Below are 15454 nucleotides of genomic sequence, written 5' to 3' on the forward strand. Positions count from 1 at the left end.
ATGTCAGACGAGTATCAAGCATTGGCTGAGAAAAGCAAGTCCTATCTGTGGAACTCGTTCACACAGATGCAAGGCTATCACGAGGACCAACCGATCATCATCGAGTCTGGGGAAGGCGTGAAGCTGCGCGATGTGACCGGGCGGGAGTTTTACGACGGTGTGTCGTCGATCTGGCTAAACGTCCACGGGCACAACGTGCCTGAACTGAACCAAGCGATCACCGAGCAACTGGGGAAGATCGCGCACTCGACGATTCTGGGCATGGCAAACGTCCCCGCGATTGAGTTGGCGGAGCAGATTGCCCGGCTGACTCCAGATGGGCTGCAAAAAGTGTTCTACTCCGACTCGGGGGCGACATCGGTCGAGATCGCGATCAAGATGGCGTTCCAATATTGGCAGCACCGTGGCAAGCCAGAAAAGCAATCGTTCGTCACGATGAACAATGCCTACCACGGAGACACGATCGGCGCGGTATCGGTCGGGGCGATCGATCTGTACCACAAGGCATACTCGAAATTGCTGTTCCAGTCGTATCGCGTGGAATATCCGTATTGCTACCGTTGCCCGGTCGGTCAGGAGCTGTCATCCTGCGCCTTCGCCTGCTTGCAACAAGTGGAACATTTATTAGAAGAAAAGGGTTCTGAAATCGCCGGATTCCTGATCGAACCGATCGTCCAAGGGGCGTCGGGAATCATCACGATGCCCGCAGGATTCCTCGCCAGATTGCGCGAGTTGTGTACGAAGCACGACGTGTTGATGATCTGCGACGAGGTCGCGACAGGGTTTGGACGGACGGGCAAGATGTTCGCTTGTGAGTATGACGGGGTCACGCCAGACATCATGTGCATGGGCAAGGGCTTGACTGGCGGCTATCTGCCGGTGGCGGCGACCGTGACGACCGATGAGGTGTATGACGCATTTTTGGGTACATATGAGAGCAAAAAGACGTTTTTCCACGGCCATTCCTTTGCCGGGAACCAATTGGGTTGTGCGGTGGCTTTGGAGAACTTGAAATTGTTCGCCGAGCGCGATCTGGTGAACGAGGTGGCGAGAAAGTCTGCTTACCTCGCAGAGCGCCTGCAGCAGTTTCAAGAGTTGGCGCATGTCGGGGACATCCGGCAGCGCGGGTTCATGATCGGGATCGAACTGGTTCGGGACAAGTCGACGAAGGAAGAGTATGAATGGCAGGAGAAAATCGGCCTGATCGTCTCCCGCCGCGCCTGTGAGCTAGGGATGATCATCCGACCGCTAGGCAACGTCGTGGTGTTCATGCCGCCGCTGTCCTCGACGGAGGGAGAGTTGGATGCAATGATCGACATCCTGTACCAAGCGGTGGCGGACATCACGGAACGTGGCGTGCAAGTCAGATCGGAGACGTTGCCCTATGGACTTTAAGTCCGAGCTGGACGCCATCCGCGACGCTGGATTGTACCGCCGCTTGCGACGGATGGAGAGCGCGTCCTCGCGGGTTGTGGTGGTGGAGGGGCGCGAGATGTTGATGTGTGCGTCGAACAACTACCTTGGGCTCGCGGATGAGCCGCTTTTGCAAGAGACGGCGATCGAAGCGATCCGGCAGTTCGGCACGGGGTCGGGTGGATCGAGGTTGACGACAGGGAACACGGCGTTGCATGAGCATCTGGAGCGGGAGTTGGCGGAGTTCAAAGGGACGGAGGCGGCGTTGCTGTTCAACACGGGGTACATGGCGAACCTCGCGGCGCTGACCACGCTGGTCGGTTCTGGAGACTTGATTCTCAGCGACAGCCTCAACCACGCTTCGCTGATCGACGGAGCCAGACTCTCGCGCGCTGACGTGCAAATCTACGAGCACTGCAACCTCACAGATTTGGAAAAAAAGCTCGCAGTCGCGCGCGGTCTGAAAACCTCTGAGTCTGCTGAGTCTGCTGAGTCTGCTGAATGCATCAGCGACTCTCGCATTCGATCTCGCAAGGGCGGCCTGTACGACCGTATCTTGATCGTCACGGATGGCGTCTTCTCAATGGATGGAGACATCGCCCCACTGCCGGGAATCTGCGATCTGGCAGAGCGCTACGGGGCTGACGTGATGGTGGATGATGCTCACGCCACCGGGGTGCTAGGCAGCAAAGGGGCTGGTACAGCCGACCACTTCAACTGCCAAACCCGAGTTGCTGTGCAGATGGGCACGCTGTCCAAAGCACTGGGTGCCGAGGGTGGGTACATCGCGGGCAGCCGCGACATGGTCGAGTATCTGATCAACCGCGCCCGCCCGTTCATCTACTCCACCGCCATGAGCCCTGCAGGAATCGGTGCCGTATTGGCCGCCCTCCAGATTGTCAAAAACGAGCCTGTGCGCCGTTCGCACTTGCTCGTGCGCGCCAAACGCTTGCGCCACCAGTTGCTCGCGGCCGACTTCGAGGTGCTCCCAAGCGACACCCCGATCCTTGGCATCGTGCTTGGTGAGGCTGATCATGCGGTCCAGTTCGCTCGTGAGTTGGAAGCGGTAGGGGTGTTCGCCCCGGCCATCCGTCCACCGACCGTGCCAGCAGGCACATCCCGAATTCGCCTCACTCTGACTGCGTCGCATACAGACGCCGACATGGACTCCATCGTGAAAGCCTTCCAACAGGCCCGAACCAACCTAGCAGAAGGAGGCGCATAACAACATGTCGCTTTTCATTACAGCCACCGACACGGGCGTTGGCAAAACTCTCGTCTCCGGCGGCATCACTTACGCCCTGCGCGAGCGCGGTCTTGACGTCGGATGCTGGAAGCCGCTGCAATCGGGCGAACTCGCACACGACCCAGCGGGCGACGCGATGCGGTTAAAAAACCTCGCCGATCTCCCCGACACTGCGGAGCAGATCTGCGGCTGGTCATTCGCCGAACCGCTCGCCCCCCGACTCGCCGCCGAGCGTGCGGGAGTCGCTCTCCACCGCCGCGACCTGCTCGCCAAGTATGAGGAGGTCCGGCAGTTGCACGACTACCTGTTGATCGAGGGCGCTGGAGGACTCGCAGTGCCGTTCACAGCAGACACCCGCGTCGTGGATCTCGCCCGCGATCTGGGCCATCCCTTGCTGCTGATCGCCCGCGCCGGGCTTGGTACGGTCAATCACACGGTGCTCACCGTCAACTACGCCGAGCAAAATGGACTGAACGTTCGCGGCGTGATCCTCAGTGGCGGGGGGAGACCTGATGCCGAGATCAGCGAACCTTTCAATGCAGCGTACATCGAAGAATACACCGGAGTTCCGGTGCTCGGCCACGTTCCGTGGCTTGGTTCCGACCCCACGCTTGAACAGATTCGCGAAACTGTCGAACACACGGTCGACATCGATCGAATCGCCCGCTACCTATTCGGCGGCGACTAACCTACGCGTTCTACCATTTTCCTATATAAATTCAATTCGTATCTCGAGGAGGAGTATCACCCAATGACGACGACCACCAAGCTCAACTACCGCGAACTCGCGGAACAAGTCCTGCAAGGCCACGCACTGACCAAGGAGGAAGCACTCGCCCTGCTGGAAGCACCGGATGAAGATCTGCTCGACATCCTGCACTCGGCCTACGCGATCCGCAAGCACTACTACGGAAACAAAGTCAAACTCAACATGATCATCAACGCCAAGTCCGGCCTCTGCCCGGAAGACTGCGGCTACTGCTCGCAATCGATCGTCGCGGACACCCCGGTGGAAAAATACGCGATGCTCAACAAGGAATCGATCCTCGCGGGTGCCCAAGAAGCAATCGCTCGCAAAGCGGGCACCTACTGCATCGTCGCATCCGGTCGCCGTCCGTCTGACAAAGAACTCGACGGTGTGATCGACGCGATCAAGGAAATCCGCGAGACCACCTCCCTGAAAATCTGCGCATGCCTCGGCTTCCTCAGCGAAACGCATGCCAGCAAACTGTCCGAAGCAGGTGTGAACCGCTACAACCACAACCTGAACACCTCCAAGGAAAACTACGACAACATCTGCTCCACCCATACCTACGATGACCGCGTGGACACCGTGACCAAAGTCAAAGAATCCGGCATGTCGCCGTGCTCTGGCGTGATCATGGGCCTCGGCGAATCGCCCGAAGAGTTGGTCAACGTGGCCTTCTCGATCAAGTCGCTCGACGTCGACTCGATCCCGGTCAATTTCTTGAACTCGATCGATGGCACACCGCTGGAGACCTACAAAAACCTCAACCCGCGCCAATGCCTGAAAGCGGTCGCGATGTTCCGCTTCGTCAACCCGACCAAGGAGATCCGTCTCTCCGGCGGTCGCGAAATCAACCTGCGCTCGCTACAAGCGATGGGTCTGTACGCGGCGAACTCGATTTTTGTCGGGGACTACCTGACCACCCAAGGCCAAGAACCGACCTCCGACTGGGGCATGATTCAAGACCTCGGTTTCGAAATTGAGGAGTGCGCACTCTAAAAGTTAGAGAAAGTTCACTTGCATCTCCTGACCATTTGGTCTAGTCTTAATGTGTACCATATCACCTGAGGAAGAAAGGAGAGTGCACAATGGCAGCTGTGAAAACCGTTTTAGGGCTGGTACCTAACCTGATGTTCTCGACACGTATCGCGGAGTTGGCGAGCACGATGGGTGGACTTGTGACTCTAGTATCGTCGAATGAGGAAGTCGTGGAGAAGTTGGACATTCATCCGTCTTTGGTTATTCTCGATCTGACAGCGGTGCAACCCGGTTGGCAGGAGATGGTTGCTAAGGCGAAGGAAGCAGGCGTCCCTGTGCTCGCTTACGGACCTCACGTTGATGTGGAGGCCCATGAGGCAGCACAAGCGGCAGGCTGTGACGAAGTTGTCGCGAACTCGAAGTTCAAGATCGATCTTCCGAACCTTCTGAAAAAATACCTCGCGTAACGTGCGAGCGGATAGCCTGTAAAAGCCCGACCCCTTCGCGTGAAGGGAGTCGGGCTTTTTTGTGTGCGTGAGTCTTAGTGGTGCTTGGACGGGTGACAGACTTCGGTGCAGATCAACTCGGACTCGCCGTTGTTGACCATTCGCGCTTGCACGCCAGACGGTACGTAGACGATCGAACCGCTTGCGACATCGATCACTTCTTCTGTGCCATTGTTGAGGTAGAATTGACCTGAGCCAGAGAGACAGACGTACACTTGATCGCCAGGGCGGGTGCCTTGGTAGTTCATCGTTTGTCCAGGACGAAAATAATACGTGTTGGTCGTCAGGTCGGCACCGGTGAAGTTGTTGACTTTGCCGACTTGGCTTTCATCAAAAGCGGGATTTTGAAAAACGGTTTCCGCACGGTTCATCAGATGGAGCCTCCTTCCCAAACTTCCTGCGCGGATAGTTTGTGCAGGGCTGGTGGATTTTAACCGAACAGAGAGAAAGCAGGCGATTCCATGCCAGACGGACTTGGCTACATCCCAGACAGCTTGGCACCGGGGTTGAAGGTGCTTTTTATCGGATACAATCCCTCGCTACGATCAGGCGAGGTCGGGCATAATTATGCAGGGAAAAACAATCGCTTCTGGAAGCTGTTGCACGAATCCGGCTTGACGGTGCGCCGCATGCATCCGACAGAGGATCGGGACCTGCTCCACGTCGGATATGGTTTCACGAACATCGTGTCCCGACCGACACGGCGCGCGGACGAGATCACGAAGGACGAGTATGCACAGGGTCGGCTACGGTTGCAGGCGTTGTTGCGGGAGCACCGCCCGCAGGTCGCGTGCTTCGTCGGCAAGGGTGTCTATGAACAGTACGCCCAAGTCAAAAACATTCGATGGGGGGCACAACCGCACCCGACGATCGAGGGCGTGATCGATTTCGTCGCCCCCTCGTCCAGCGGGTTGGTCAGGATGCCCTATCCCGCGATCTTGCAGATTTACCACGACCTATGGACAGTCGTCGACAAGTAGGAAATCCGTTATACTTGCTCTAAAGAGATACCCAAAAGGAGATGACCCCTGTGGTTCTGCTCACCACGTGCCCCGTCAGCGACCGTCACGTCGCCACGATCCGCGAGATCGCACCAGCTCTGGACATCCGCGTCTTCAAAAGCATCGACGATGCAAAACAAGACCTAGCGGACGCCCAGATCATGATCACATATGGAGAAGACCTCACCCCCGAGCTCGTCGCCGCCTGCCCGAACTTGAAATGGATTCAAGTGATCAGCGCCGGACTCGAACTGATGCCGTTCCCGGCGCTTGACGCCCGCGACATCCTCGTCACAAACGCTCGGGGCATCCACAAAGTCCCGATGGCCGAGTACACGATCGGGCTGATCCTGATGTTCTCGCGCCGATTTGTGGAACTCTATCGCAATCAGCAAAAACGTCTCTGGGATCGCACGATCCGCATCGACGAACTGTCCGGCCAGACGCTTGGCATCATCGGCGCAGGTGCAATCGGTTCCGAGATCGCCAAGCGGGCACAGGCGTTTGGCATGCACACGCTCGGCGTGGCAGCGACCCAGCGTGAAGTCGCAGGCATCGATGAGATGTTCGACAGCTCCGGCCTCGATCATGTGTTGCAACGCAGCGACTACATCGTGGTTATCGTCCCGCTGACCGACCAGACGCGCGGCCTGATCGGTGCGCGGGAAATCGGGCTGATGAAGGAATCTGCCGTGTTGATCAACATCGCCCGCGGGTTGGTGGTCGACGAGCACGCGCTGTTGACCGCCCTCCAAGCGCAGAAAATTCGCGGCGCGGGCCTCGACGTTTTTGTCGAAGAGCCGTTGCCGGAGGATCATCCGTTCTGGAGCTTGGAAAATGTCGTCCTGACCCCGCATCTGTCCAGCCGTTCTCCGAAATATATGGAGCGTGCCCAAGAGATCTTCCGCCACAACCTGCGCGTCTACACCAGCGGGGTTGGGGAGATGATCAACGTGATCGACACGAAAAAAGGCTACTAAGACCGTACCAGCAGGCATTGAAGGAGTGATTTTGTGCAATTCACAGGTTTTGAACCGCAAGATTTTGACGTGTTCACGATTGATGGACTTCAACCGCGCATGGATGCGTTGATCGCCAATCTGCGCGTAAAATTGACGCAACTAGGCGTCGACTGCACCCCGCTGCTCAGCGAGTTGACGGGCGAGGAGATGTTCGCGCACGTCGCCAAGCATGCCCGCCGCAAAACCAACCCGCCGCACGATTCCTGGGTGGCGTGGAGCAAGAACAAAAAAGGGTACAAGATGTACCCGCACTTCCAGATCGGGGCTTGGAATACCCACGCGTTTATCCAATTCGGGATCATCTACGAATCTCCGATGAAGGGCGTGTTCGCCGAGCAGATGCTCGTCCACCTCGACGAGATCAAACAGACACTGCCATCCCATTATCTCTGGTACCCGGACCACATGAATCCACAAGGGATGGTCATGTCCGAGATGGAACAGGCCGACTACGACCGCATCGCACACCGCCTCGCCAATCAGAAAAACGGCGAAGTGATGATCGGGACGACCATCCCGCGCGACGAGGCGATCCAGCTGTCTCCAGAGGCGTTTCTGGCCCGTGCCACCGAGGTTTTTCAGACGTTGGCACCGCTGTACCAACTCGCATTTTCCACCGTTTCCGTCTAAGCCAAAGACACCGTCCACGCTTGTGGGGCGGTGTCTTTTTTGTCGAAACAGATGTCGAATGTAAGGGGTTGATGAGAACCTTCGTCGTATTTGTTAATAGTTACCTTTTTGCTCTTGAAGTTCTAGTGAAGGCATCCTATAGTAATAGACACGAACCACTTTGAGAGCAGAGGAGGAGGGAACACAGTGGAGTCTACCGTACAGATCCGGACGATCGAAGAATTGCACCAAGAACTGCACAGGCTAGAGCTATTGGTGGAGAGCGACCCGGATGTAGCCCTTCAATCGATCGGTGAAGGTATCGCCGATTGGGAGATGCTGGTGCGGAAAACTTTTGACTTCCCTCTGGCATTGCGAATTGGTGAACTGTTGGAGAAGGCGAAACACTTCTGGCTTGCCCTGAACTGGTACCAATGGGCGGTGGAAGCCGATGATGCCAGTCCTGATCTGACCACGATCTCGCGTGTGATGCGTTCCAAAGGCCGAATCTACATACGTCTAGGCATGCACCAGGATGCACTGCGAGTCCTGCAACGGGTCGAAGAACTAGGAGTTCCGGATACAGCGGACTCGATGGATCTCCCGACACTTTGGCAAAACCTCTCGATGGTGCACTCGACCTTGGGTCAATTCGATGAATCGATTCAGTACGCAGAACGCGCTCTGCACCGATTTCAGGAGAAGGGGGACACGCATCGCGTGTGTATCCTCGAATTCATGATCGGTAGCGATCTCAAGTCGTTGAAGCGGTTCGAAGACTCCTGCGAATACCTCACGAGGTCACGCAAGGGCATGGAGCAACACAAGGATTACTTTCACTTGGCCCGGTCTTGGCATAACTATGCTGAGCTGATGAGGGATTGGGGACGGATGGAAGAGGCCGTAGCCGCTTGGCGGATGTCGCTGGAAATGAAAAAGCGCACCAAAGACCATGCCGGACAGGTCAACACCTTGCTCTCGATCACCAAATACTTTATCAGCCGGCAGGAGTGGCACAGTGCTCTGCGCTATGTGACTCAGGCGTTCCCACTCTGTCACCCATACAGACTTCACGACCAGGAAGTCAAGTCGTTGGACTGTTGGGCCACGATTCTTTACGAGCTCGGGAGATATTCCGAACTCGAAGTTGTGGCAACTCGTGCAACCTATTTGCTAGAGCGAGTGGCAGTCAAGCATCATGTGATCATGCTGTTACACAAAGTAACCGAGTACTTTCGGCAGATCGGCCGCAACGACTTGGCCGGAGAGTATGGCAGCAAAGCAGTCCAAAACCAAAGTTGAGGGAGGAATTTCCGATGAAACTGAAAGTTTGGATGGGGATCGCCTTGGTATGTAGTCTGTTGGTGGCTGGTAGCAGTTCCATTTTCGTGGCAGAAATGGACCCCCCGCTACCGTTTTCGCAAGCAAATCAGGTAGCAATCAATGATCAGCCAGATCCGTTTACGATCACTGTAGGCTGAATTTACGATACCAAGCAGAAGGTCGAGGCCTTCTGCTTTTTTACTGCCCTTAGAGCCGTATCGGTTCGCTGGAGAGGAGGAGTTGATCTACCGTATGTTCGCGCAGCTTTTGTTGCAAACCGGAGGAGAGGAGAATCGACAGGACGAGCGCATTTTCCTGAGCGTCTCTGTTGACGGCGCTATGCACGACTTCACGGCTGATGTTCAGCCACTGACCAGAGGAGAGCGCCTGTCGCTCCGCCCCCACAGTCACTTCGAGTTGCCCTTGCAAGAGCAGCGAAAACTCGTCACCACTGTGGGTGTGCGCCGGAACTTCCGAGCCGGGCTCCACCTCTAAGAGCATCACTTCCGCGTGGTTGCGTTCACCGAGGAAACTCAGGTACAGACCGTGTTGCTTCATTAATTCGACAACATCTGACGTTTGTTTCTCGTGCTTGACGTCGCGTTGGAGCAGGAGCATGAAGCGGTAGAGGGCATAGAAGATCAGCCAGTCGCAGAGATAGGAACACCACAAATTCCACCAACTTTTGTGTGCCATCCAACCTTGGATGCAAAAGGTTTTTTCCAATAGAATCACCCCGCTGGTCCACGCCAAAAAATACAGAAATCTGCTTGCAGGTCGGTGGCGTGGTACATACTGGACAAATAGATAGGCGGTGACAGGGTAGACACCGATGTCATCCATGAAACGAACAACCGTGGCGGGGAGCATCCCATAGGTGTCTTGGTAGGTCCAGAGGGGAATACTTTGGACGAACTGGTCGCTGAGCAAGCTCATCACCATCGCCAGCAAGCTGACTGGCGCGTACATCCTCCACTTTTTCCAATCGGCAAAAAGCAAGAAGGCCAGCCACGAGATGAGAAACAAGAGCAGAAACGGCATCGATCGCACCCCCTTTCCTTGCTAGCTTTGCCCGTTTTGAGAGAGGATATTGCATCTGTTTACAGAGATACTAAAAGCAGAGGAGGTGTGTGCAAATGTCAGAACAAACTCCCCAGCCACAGCCATCGGTTGCTCCCGGTTTGGAAGATGATGAACTGCATCGCGAGGCGACCGATTCGGAAAAAGCAGCGGGTGACACGACGAAGGTGACCACGATGTCAGTCGATGAAAATGACAATGGATCACAAGAATCGCCGAACTCTTGACCGCGCGGGATGCGCGGCTTTTTTTGTTATGTTAGAATAGAAAAACCAAACCTATCTGAAATTTATCCGGGGAGTGGGGAAGCAATGAAGATCCACTTTTTCCATACAAACGATGTACATAGTCACTTCGAAGAGTATTTGCAGTCGGCGACACAGTTGCGCCGCCATCGTGACGAGGTGACGCAACGTGGAGAGACGGTGTTTACGTTCGATATCGGCGACCATGCCGATCGCAAGCGGATGGAGACGGAGGGCACGCTCGGGCGGGCCAATGCGGCGTTGCTGCGCACGGTCGGGTATGACGCGTGGGTGTTCGGCAACAACGAAGGGTTGATTCTACCCAAGTCTTCGTGGGCAGACTTGGTTCGCGAGTCGGCAACGCCGGTGTTGACGTCGAATCTGTTCGATGACGAGTCGCGCGAGGGCTATCCCTTTTTTGAACCTTATCTGATCTTGGAACGCGGCGGACTGCGTGTCGGCGTGTTCGGGGTCACTGTGGCGTTTTCTGATTTTTACAACATCCACGGTGTGTTCTCAGAGCACCCGCGTGACACGTTCCACCGCCTGTTGCCAGAGATTCAGGCGCAGGGCGTCGATCTCGTCGTGCTCCTCTCGCATTTGGGGTTGCACGCGGACCGTCAGATCGCACAGGAGATCGAGGGCATCGATTTGATCCTCGGCGGGCATACGCACCAAGTCACGCCGGAGCCAGAGTTGGTCGGGCAGACATGGATCTGCCAAGCGGGCTGTTATGGCGGTTTTTACGGACATGTCGAGCTGGAGTGGGATGTGGCGGAACAGCGCGTGCGCGGTGTGTCAGGCGGCGCGATCCCACGCGATCCGTCCGTTGTGCCAGATGCGGATCTGGAGTCGCTGTTGGCACACTGGCAGGAGCTCGCAGCCGAGGAATTGAGCGCGGTGATCGTCGAGCTGCCCGATGAACTGGGGCATCACTTGATCGGCAATTCGGCGCTGGGGCATCTGTTGGCAGACGGCATGCGCCGCCTGACCGGGGCGGACATCGCGATGATCAATGGCGGGATGTTCAACCACGGGTTGATCGCAGGGCCGTGTACGCGACAGGACTTGCTGACCTGTTTCCCATCACCAAGCTTGAGTTGCGTCGTGGAACTCAGCGGTGCTCAGATTCGCGACGTGTTGCAGAAGTCGTTGTTGCCCGGCTACTACGAGCGGGTCGGCAAGGGCTATGGCTTCCGTGGGCACTATCTAGGCGGACTGCAAGTCTCCGGTTTGCGAATCCGCGTGGTCGAGCTCGGGGAATTCCTGTACGACTTGCAGATCGAGCATGCAGGTGAACCGCTCGATCTCGCGGGCGTGTATCGTGTGGCAGCGCCTGACTACTTGTACTTCTCCGCGGTATATGAGGAGTTCAAGGAAGGTCGCTCCGTCAGCTTCCACATGCCGTTCCTGCGCGAGTTGTTGGGGCAGGAGTTGCAAGGGGCAGTGGCGGCCGATGTGGCGGAACCACGCTGGATTTTTGAAGAGGTTGCGTCATGACGGATGTGAAAAAACGCCCGCCTCTGCCGCGCGTGCCGACGACGAAGATCCTCGATGCGCTCTACGAATGCTACCCGGATGCGCATTGTGAATTGAACTTTCGCAATCCGTTCGAACTGTTGATCGCGACGATTCTCTCCGCCCAAGCGACCGACAAAAAAGTCAACCAGATCGCCGGCCCGCTGTTCGACAAATACCCAGGGCCTGCCGAATTGGGCAGCTTGAGCCACGATCAATTGGAGCAAGAGATCAAAGAGATCGGCCTGTACAAAAACAAAGCCAAAAACATCTTGGAAACCTGCCGCCTGCTGTTGACTCGCCATGAGGGCCGCGTGCCGAGCACGATGGAGGACTTGGTGGAACTGCCTGGCGTCGGGCGCAAGACGGCCAACGTCGTGCTCTCCAACGCATTTGGCGTTCCGGCGATGGCGGTTGACACGCATGTGTTGCGCGTGAGCAACCGCATCGGTCTCGCCGTCGGCGACGACCCGGTGGTGGTCGAACAACAATTGACAAAGCGAATCCCGAAGCGGCAGTGGACGGATGCGCATCATTGGTTGATCTGGCATGGTCGCCGGGTCTGTGACGCTCGCAAACCGAAGTGTGAGCAGTGTACACTGACGCCGTATTGTAGACATTATAAAGGGCGCGGGGGCACGAGAAAAAAGACCAGCGTCGAATAGACGTGGTCTTTTTTCGTATACATAGTCGTGTGGGGTTGTCTGTGCCACGGTTACTTTTTCTTGACCGGCACTTCGCCGTTCTGTACCGCGTACAGGTTCTCGTCCTCGTCCATCTCGATGCGGATCGGTACTCCGCAATACATGCATCCGTCCTCCATGCCCATCACTTTCGTCATCCGGTGACAATTCGGACATTCGAGCGTCGGAATCTTCATAGACATCGCACCGACGCGGAAGTAGATGAACACGCTGACCATGATCAGGATCGTCCCGATGACCAGCGCGAAGGGCAAGATCGCGGCGGAAAAAACGCCTAAATACATGATCAAAAAGGCGAGAAAGATAAGAGCGAGCGCTGTGGTTCGCAGCCGGTTCAGTCTCATCTTGAACCATCCTTTCTATTCGCACGATTCTCTACAACATGCTACCTGATTCTCAGGAGATTGTCCAATCAGGGCGAGCTGCAAAGGAGGCGTTTGCTATCGTGTCCCGGTTCCGACGCATGGTGGGGCAAAATCCGTGGCGGACGGCATTTTGGGCGTTGGCAGGCTTGGTGCTGGTGGCGGTGTTGCTTGTCGGGGGACTTTGGTTCTCCGTGACGAGCCCCACCGCCCATCCAGCGGCTCCCTCCGCCCCATCGGATGCTGATCGTGGCATCCCGATCGAAGCGACGATCCCGTTGCAATCGATCAATCAATTTGTCGACCGTCAGTTGCACGACAAAGAAACGCCGTTGCAGGCGGTGGAGCTGTCCTTTGAGCAAAAGTTGTTGCGAGTCGATTCGCAGTTGATGTTTTTCGGCCGCGCGATGGACATGCGCATCTGGATGCGCCCCGAATTGCAAGCCAACGGCGACGTGCGCTTGGTGGCGGAAGAGTCCAAGATCGGCAACTGGTCGATCCCGCTCAAGACGCTCTTCGGCGTGCTGGAAGGCCTGCCGTGGCCGAGTTGGGTCCACATCCAACCGGAGCAGCACCTGCTGGACGTCAAATTGTCGGAGAAGGACAACAGCGGTGGCGCTCGGTATCGCGTGAGCAGCATCGATGCACAGAAGGCTTTGATTCAACTGCAGATCTTGCTCGAACAGTAATGCGAACAAATGTTCTTGTACTATGCGAACGTATGTGCTATTCTTGGGATACCGAAACACACATCCCAACGCACGACTACCAGACGTCATGTCAGTCACCAGGGGATCGGTGGCATCGGCATGGCGTCTTTTTTTGATTCATTTTTATGTGGGAATATTTCAAAGTTTGTGAATTCTGTTTTGCATCGAAGGAGGACTACTACCTTGATAGTACGACCACGCGTAGTACTCGACCCTGGTCACGGTGGCTGGGAGAGCGGGTGTATCGTCGGAGCCTTCGCGGAGAAGGATGTGAACCTCGCTGTCTGCCTGCAGGTACGAGAACTGTTGGAGTCAGAGGGTGTGCGCGTCTTGATGACTCGCGAGGACGACCGAATTTTATCAGCAGGGCGTCGGGTTGAATTTGCCAACGCCCAGCATGCAGATCTGTTCGTATCTTGGCATTGTGATCACCTGCCTGACACAGAGGTGCGCGGGCTTTCGCTCTGGGTGGACAGCCGTCGGTCTGACCTGTGGCAGATGATGATGTTCGAACAGCTCGGCGAACGGATCAGTCAAGTCACCCATCAACCCTTTCTGGGCGTGTTCCAGATCCGGGATCGCATCTTACAGGCGGTCGATGCACCGTCGATTTTAATCAAGGGCGGATTCCTCAGTCATCCAGAGGAACTCTCGTCTGCTGTCACACCCCAATTTCAAAAGTTGCAGGCACAGGGCGCCGCTGAAGGCATCTTGGGAATCCTGAACGACGTACAAAATCGCTAATTACGTGGACATCACTGTCCCTGAATGGAATACGTACATGCATGGTAAGAGTAGGACCCTTTTTAGTCACTAGATGAATGGAGGAATTCAGTATGGCAATGTTGGTGTTAGACCCTGGGCACGGTGGGCGTGATCCCGGTGCAGTTGGGAACAAACTGCAGGAGAAGGACGTCAATCTGCGCGTCTGTTTGTTGTTGCGTGACGCGTTAGTGCGTTCAGGCGTTCGTGTGTTGATGACGCGTGAGACGGATACGATGCGGGTGCCGGATGTGGCGGTGGGTGTGGATCTGAAGGCGCGGGCGATGCTTGCGAACACGTATGCGGCAGACTTGTTCGTCTCGTGGCATTACGACGCGGCCACCGACCTAGCAGTCAATGGGGTGGCGGTGTGGATTCACCCGTCGCAGCGGGAACAGCCCTGCTATCACAAGGCGGAACTGCTTGCACAATCCATCGCGACAAACGCCTGTCAGAAAAACCGTGGCGTCTATTTCGGGGACTTCCAAGTGCTGCGTGACACGATGATGGATGCGGTGTTGGTCGAGGGTGGATTTATCACGTCGCCGGAAGAGGCTACTAGGCTGTCGAACGCCGACTTTTTGCGTCATCAAGCGGAGGGTGCGGCCAAGGCGTTGTGCCAAATCCTTGATGTGCCATACATCCCAGCGGTCGAGACGGATGTGGCGATGGTACCTGTGGAATCGGAGGAAGTTGTGCAGGTGACATTCAACGGGCAAGCGTTGCCGCAGCGGGGTCTCTTGATCGATGGCAAAACATACGTACCCGTGCGCGAGTTGGCAGAGGTGCTGGGGTGTGCGGTTCAGTGGGACGGCTCCACACAAACGGTCGAACTAACAAAGGTGGGGTGAGCGGGATGGGGGAGATGACGATCCAAAGTTTGGTGAACAGCGCGTTGTTACTTCTGTTGCAGATTGCGGTGGTGTCGGGTTTGATCCTGCTCAAGCGCTGGAAACTGCAGATGGAAGCGTATTACGCGAAGCAGACCACGGTGCAGCAACGCGAGTTGCTCGCCTTGGTCGGCAACGAAGCGTTCCACTATGCGGAGCAAGTTTTTGCCCAGCACGATGGCCCTGCCAAGCTCAATGAGGCTGTCAAGTACGTGCTCGACCGTGCAACCTCTCATCGTCTGCAGGTCACCTATCCAGAGGTGCGGGCAGTGATTGAGAAGGCGTGGGCAGAATTTGAAATACAAAAATCACAAAAGCAAGCAGCCTAAAAGGACGG

General features: G+C 56.2%; 20 protein-coding genes. 17 read left to right on the plus strand and 3 right to left on the minus strand.

All coding sequences use genetic code 11. The features are described from left to right. The 5 genes from bioA to C7459_RS08215 all read left to right on the plus strand — a co-directional run bounded on the left by bioA (position 1) and on the right by C7459_RS08215 (position 4852). Positions 1-1395, plus strand: coding sequence for an adenosylmethionine--8-amino-7-oxononanoate transaminase (gene bioA / locus C7459_RS08195; protein WP_109688268.1), 1395 nt, complete (start codon positions 1-3; stop codon positions 1393-1395). Next, the gene (locus C7459_RS08200; RefSeq protein ID WP_109688270.1) at positions 1385-2638 is read left to right on the plus strand and encodes an aminotransferase class I/II-fold pyridoxal phosphate-dependent enzyme; all 1254 of its coding nucleotides are present in this window, start codon (positions 1385-1387) and stop codon (positions 2636-2638) included. The genes bioA and C7459_RS08200 overlap by 11 nt, the downstream gene beginning before the upstream one ends. Before the next feature lie 4 nt (positions 2639-2642). Continuing rightward, complete coding sequence (bioD, locus tag C7459_RS08205; RefSeq protein WP_109688272.1) at positions 2643-3347, plus strand: dethiobiotin synthase; 705 nt, start codon at positions 2643-2645, stop codon at positions 3345-3347. 63 nt (positions 3348-3410) lie between these two features. Next, positions 3411-4406 carry a biotin synthase BioB gene (gene bioB / locus C7459_RS08210; RefSeq protein WP_109688274.1) on the plus strand — a complete coding sequence of 332 codons (996 nt, stop codon included), beginning with the start codon at positions 3411-3413 and terminating at the stop codon, positions 4404-4406. 89 nt (positions 4407-4495) lie between these two features. After that, positions 4496-4852, plus strand: coding sequence for a DNA-binding transcriptional response regulator (locus C7459_RS08215; RefSeq protein ID WP_109688276.1), 357 nt, complete (start codon positions 4496-4498; stop codon positions 4850-4852). A 74-nt stretch (positions 4853-4926) separates the two neighbouring features. On the opposite strand, the gene C7459_RS08220 is transcribed toward C7459_RS08215, so the two are convergent. Next, positions 4927-5262: a cupin domain-containing protein gene (locus C7459_RS08220; RefSeq protein ID WP_109688278.1), complete on the minus strand. Its 336-nt coding sequence runs from the start codon at positions 5260-5262 to the stop codon at positions 4927-4929. Positions 5263-5352: 90 nt separating this feature from the next. Between C7459_RS08220 and C7459_RS08225 the strand changes: the two genes are divergently transcribed. The 5 genes from C7459_RS08225 (at position 5353) to C7459_RS23260 (ending at position 9004) form a co-directional block, all read left to right on the plus strand. After that, the gene (locus C7459_RS08225; RefSeq protein ID WP_109688280.1) at positions 5353-5871 is read left to right on the plus strand and encodes a mismatch-specific DNA-glycosylase; all 519 of its coding nucleotides are present in this window, start codon (positions 5353-5355) and stop codon (positions 5869-5871) included. A 41-nt stretch (positions 5872-5912) separates the two neighbouring features. Continuing rightward, the gene (locus C7459_RS08230) at positions 5913-6872 is read left to right on the plus strand and encodes a D-2-hydroxyacid dehydrogenase (protein WP_109688282.1); all 960 of its coding nucleotides are present in this window, start codon (positions 5913-5915) and stop codon (positions 6870-6872) included. 33 nt (positions 6873-6905) lie between these two features. Further along, positions 6906-7544: a YktB family protein gene (locus tag C7459_RS08235; protein WP_109688284.1), complete on the plus strand. Its 639-nt coding sequence runs from the start codon at positions 6906-6908 to the stop codon at positions 7542-7544. 186 nt (positions 7545-7730) lie between these two features. Beyond that, positions 7731-8825 (plus strand): tetratricopeptide repeat protein, encoded by a 1095-nt coding sequence (locus C7459_RS08240; RefSeq protein WP_109688286.1) that lies wholly within the window; start codon positions 7731-7733, stop codon positions 8823-8825. Positions 8826-8839: 14 nt separating this feature from the next. Then, the gene (locus C7459_RS23260; protein ID WP_170119359.1) at positions 8840-9004 is read left to right on the plus strand and encodes a hypothetical protein; all 165 of its coding nucleotides are present in this window, start codon (positions 8840-8842) and stop codon (positions 9002-9004) included. A 49-nt stretch (positions 9005-9053) separates the two neighbouring features. On the opposite strand, the gene C7459_RS08245 is transcribed toward C7459_RS23260, so the two are convergent. Beyond that, complete coding sequence (locus C7459_RS08245) at positions 9054-9887, minus strand: CBO0543 family protein (RefSeq protein WP_109688288.1); 834 nt, start codon at positions 9885-9887, stop codon at positions 9054-9056. A 95-nt stretch (positions 9888-9982) separates the two neighbouring features. Here C7459_RS08245 and C7459_RS23265 point away from each other — a divergent pair, with 95 nt between their 5' ends. The 3 genes from C7459_RS23265 (at position 9983) to nth (ending at position 12354) form a co-directional block, all read left to right on the plus strand. Then, on the plus strand, positions 9983-10153 hold the full coding sequence (locus C7459_RS23265) for a hypothetical protein (RefSeq protein WP_170119360.1): 171 nt from the start codon (positions 9983-9985) through the stop codon (positions 10151-10153). Positions 10154-10237: 84 nt separating this feature from the next. Then, positions 10238-11671, plus strand: coding sequence for a bifunctional metallophosphatase/5'-nucleotidase (locus C7459_RS08250; protein WP_170119361.1), 1434 nt, complete (start codon positions 10238-10240; stop codon positions 11669-11671). Continuing rightward, on the plus strand, positions 11668-12354 hold the full coding sequence (gene nth / locus C7459_RS08255) for an endonuclease III (RefSeq protein WP_109688292.1): 687 nt from the start codon (positions 11668-11670) through the stop codon (positions 12352-12354). Before C7459_RS08250 ends, nth begins: the two co-directional genes overlap by 4 nt. Positions 12355-12404: 50 nt before the next feature. Here nth and C7459_RS08260 read toward each other — a convergent pair whose 3' ends face one another. Beyond that, on the minus strand, positions 12405-12737 hold the full coding sequence (locus C7459_RS08260; RefSeq protein ID WP_109688294.1) for a DUF2614 family zinc ribbon-containing protein: 333 nt from the start codon (positions 12735-12737) through the stop codon (positions 12405-12407). Between the two features lie 101 nt (positions 12738-12838). Between C7459_RS08260 and C7459_RS08265 the strand changes: the two genes are divergently transcribed. The 4 genes from C7459_RS08265 (at position 12839) to C7459_RS08280 (ending at position 15446) form a co-directional block, all read left to right on the plus strand. Beyond that, positions 12839-13444 (plus strand): DUF2140 family protein, encoded by a 606-nt coding sequence (locus C7459_RS08265; RefSeq protein WP_170119362.1) that lies wholly within the window; start codon positions 12839-12841, stop codon positions 13442-13444. Between the two features lie 204 nt (positions 13445-13648). Then, complete coding sequence (locus C7459_RS08270; RefSeq protein ID WP_170119363.1) at positions 13649-14209, plus strand: N-acetylmuramoyl-L-alanine amidase family protein; 561 nt, start codon at positions 13649-13651, stop codon at positions 14207-14209. A gap of 92 nt (positions 14210-14301) precedes the next feature. Continuing rightward, complete coding sequence (locus C7459_RS08275; RefSeq protein ID WP_170119364.1) at positions 14302-15078, plus strand: N-acetylmuramoyl-L-alanine amidase; 777 nt, start codon at positions 14302-14304, stop codon at positions 15076-15078. Between the two features lie 14 nt (positions 15079-15092). Then, on the plus strand, positions 15093-15446 hold the full coding sequence (locus C7459_RS08280; RefSeq protein WP_170119365.1) for a phage holin: 354 nt from the start codon (positions 15093-15095) through the stop codon (positions 15444-15446). The last annotated feature ends 8 nt before the right edge of the window (positions 15447-15454 follow it).

The sequence above is a fragment of the Tumebacillus permanentifrigoris genome, from assembly GCF_003148565.1.
Classification (GTDB): Bacteria; Bacillota; Bacilli; order Tumebacillales; family Tumebacillaceae; genus Tumebacillus; species Tumebacillus permanentifrigoris.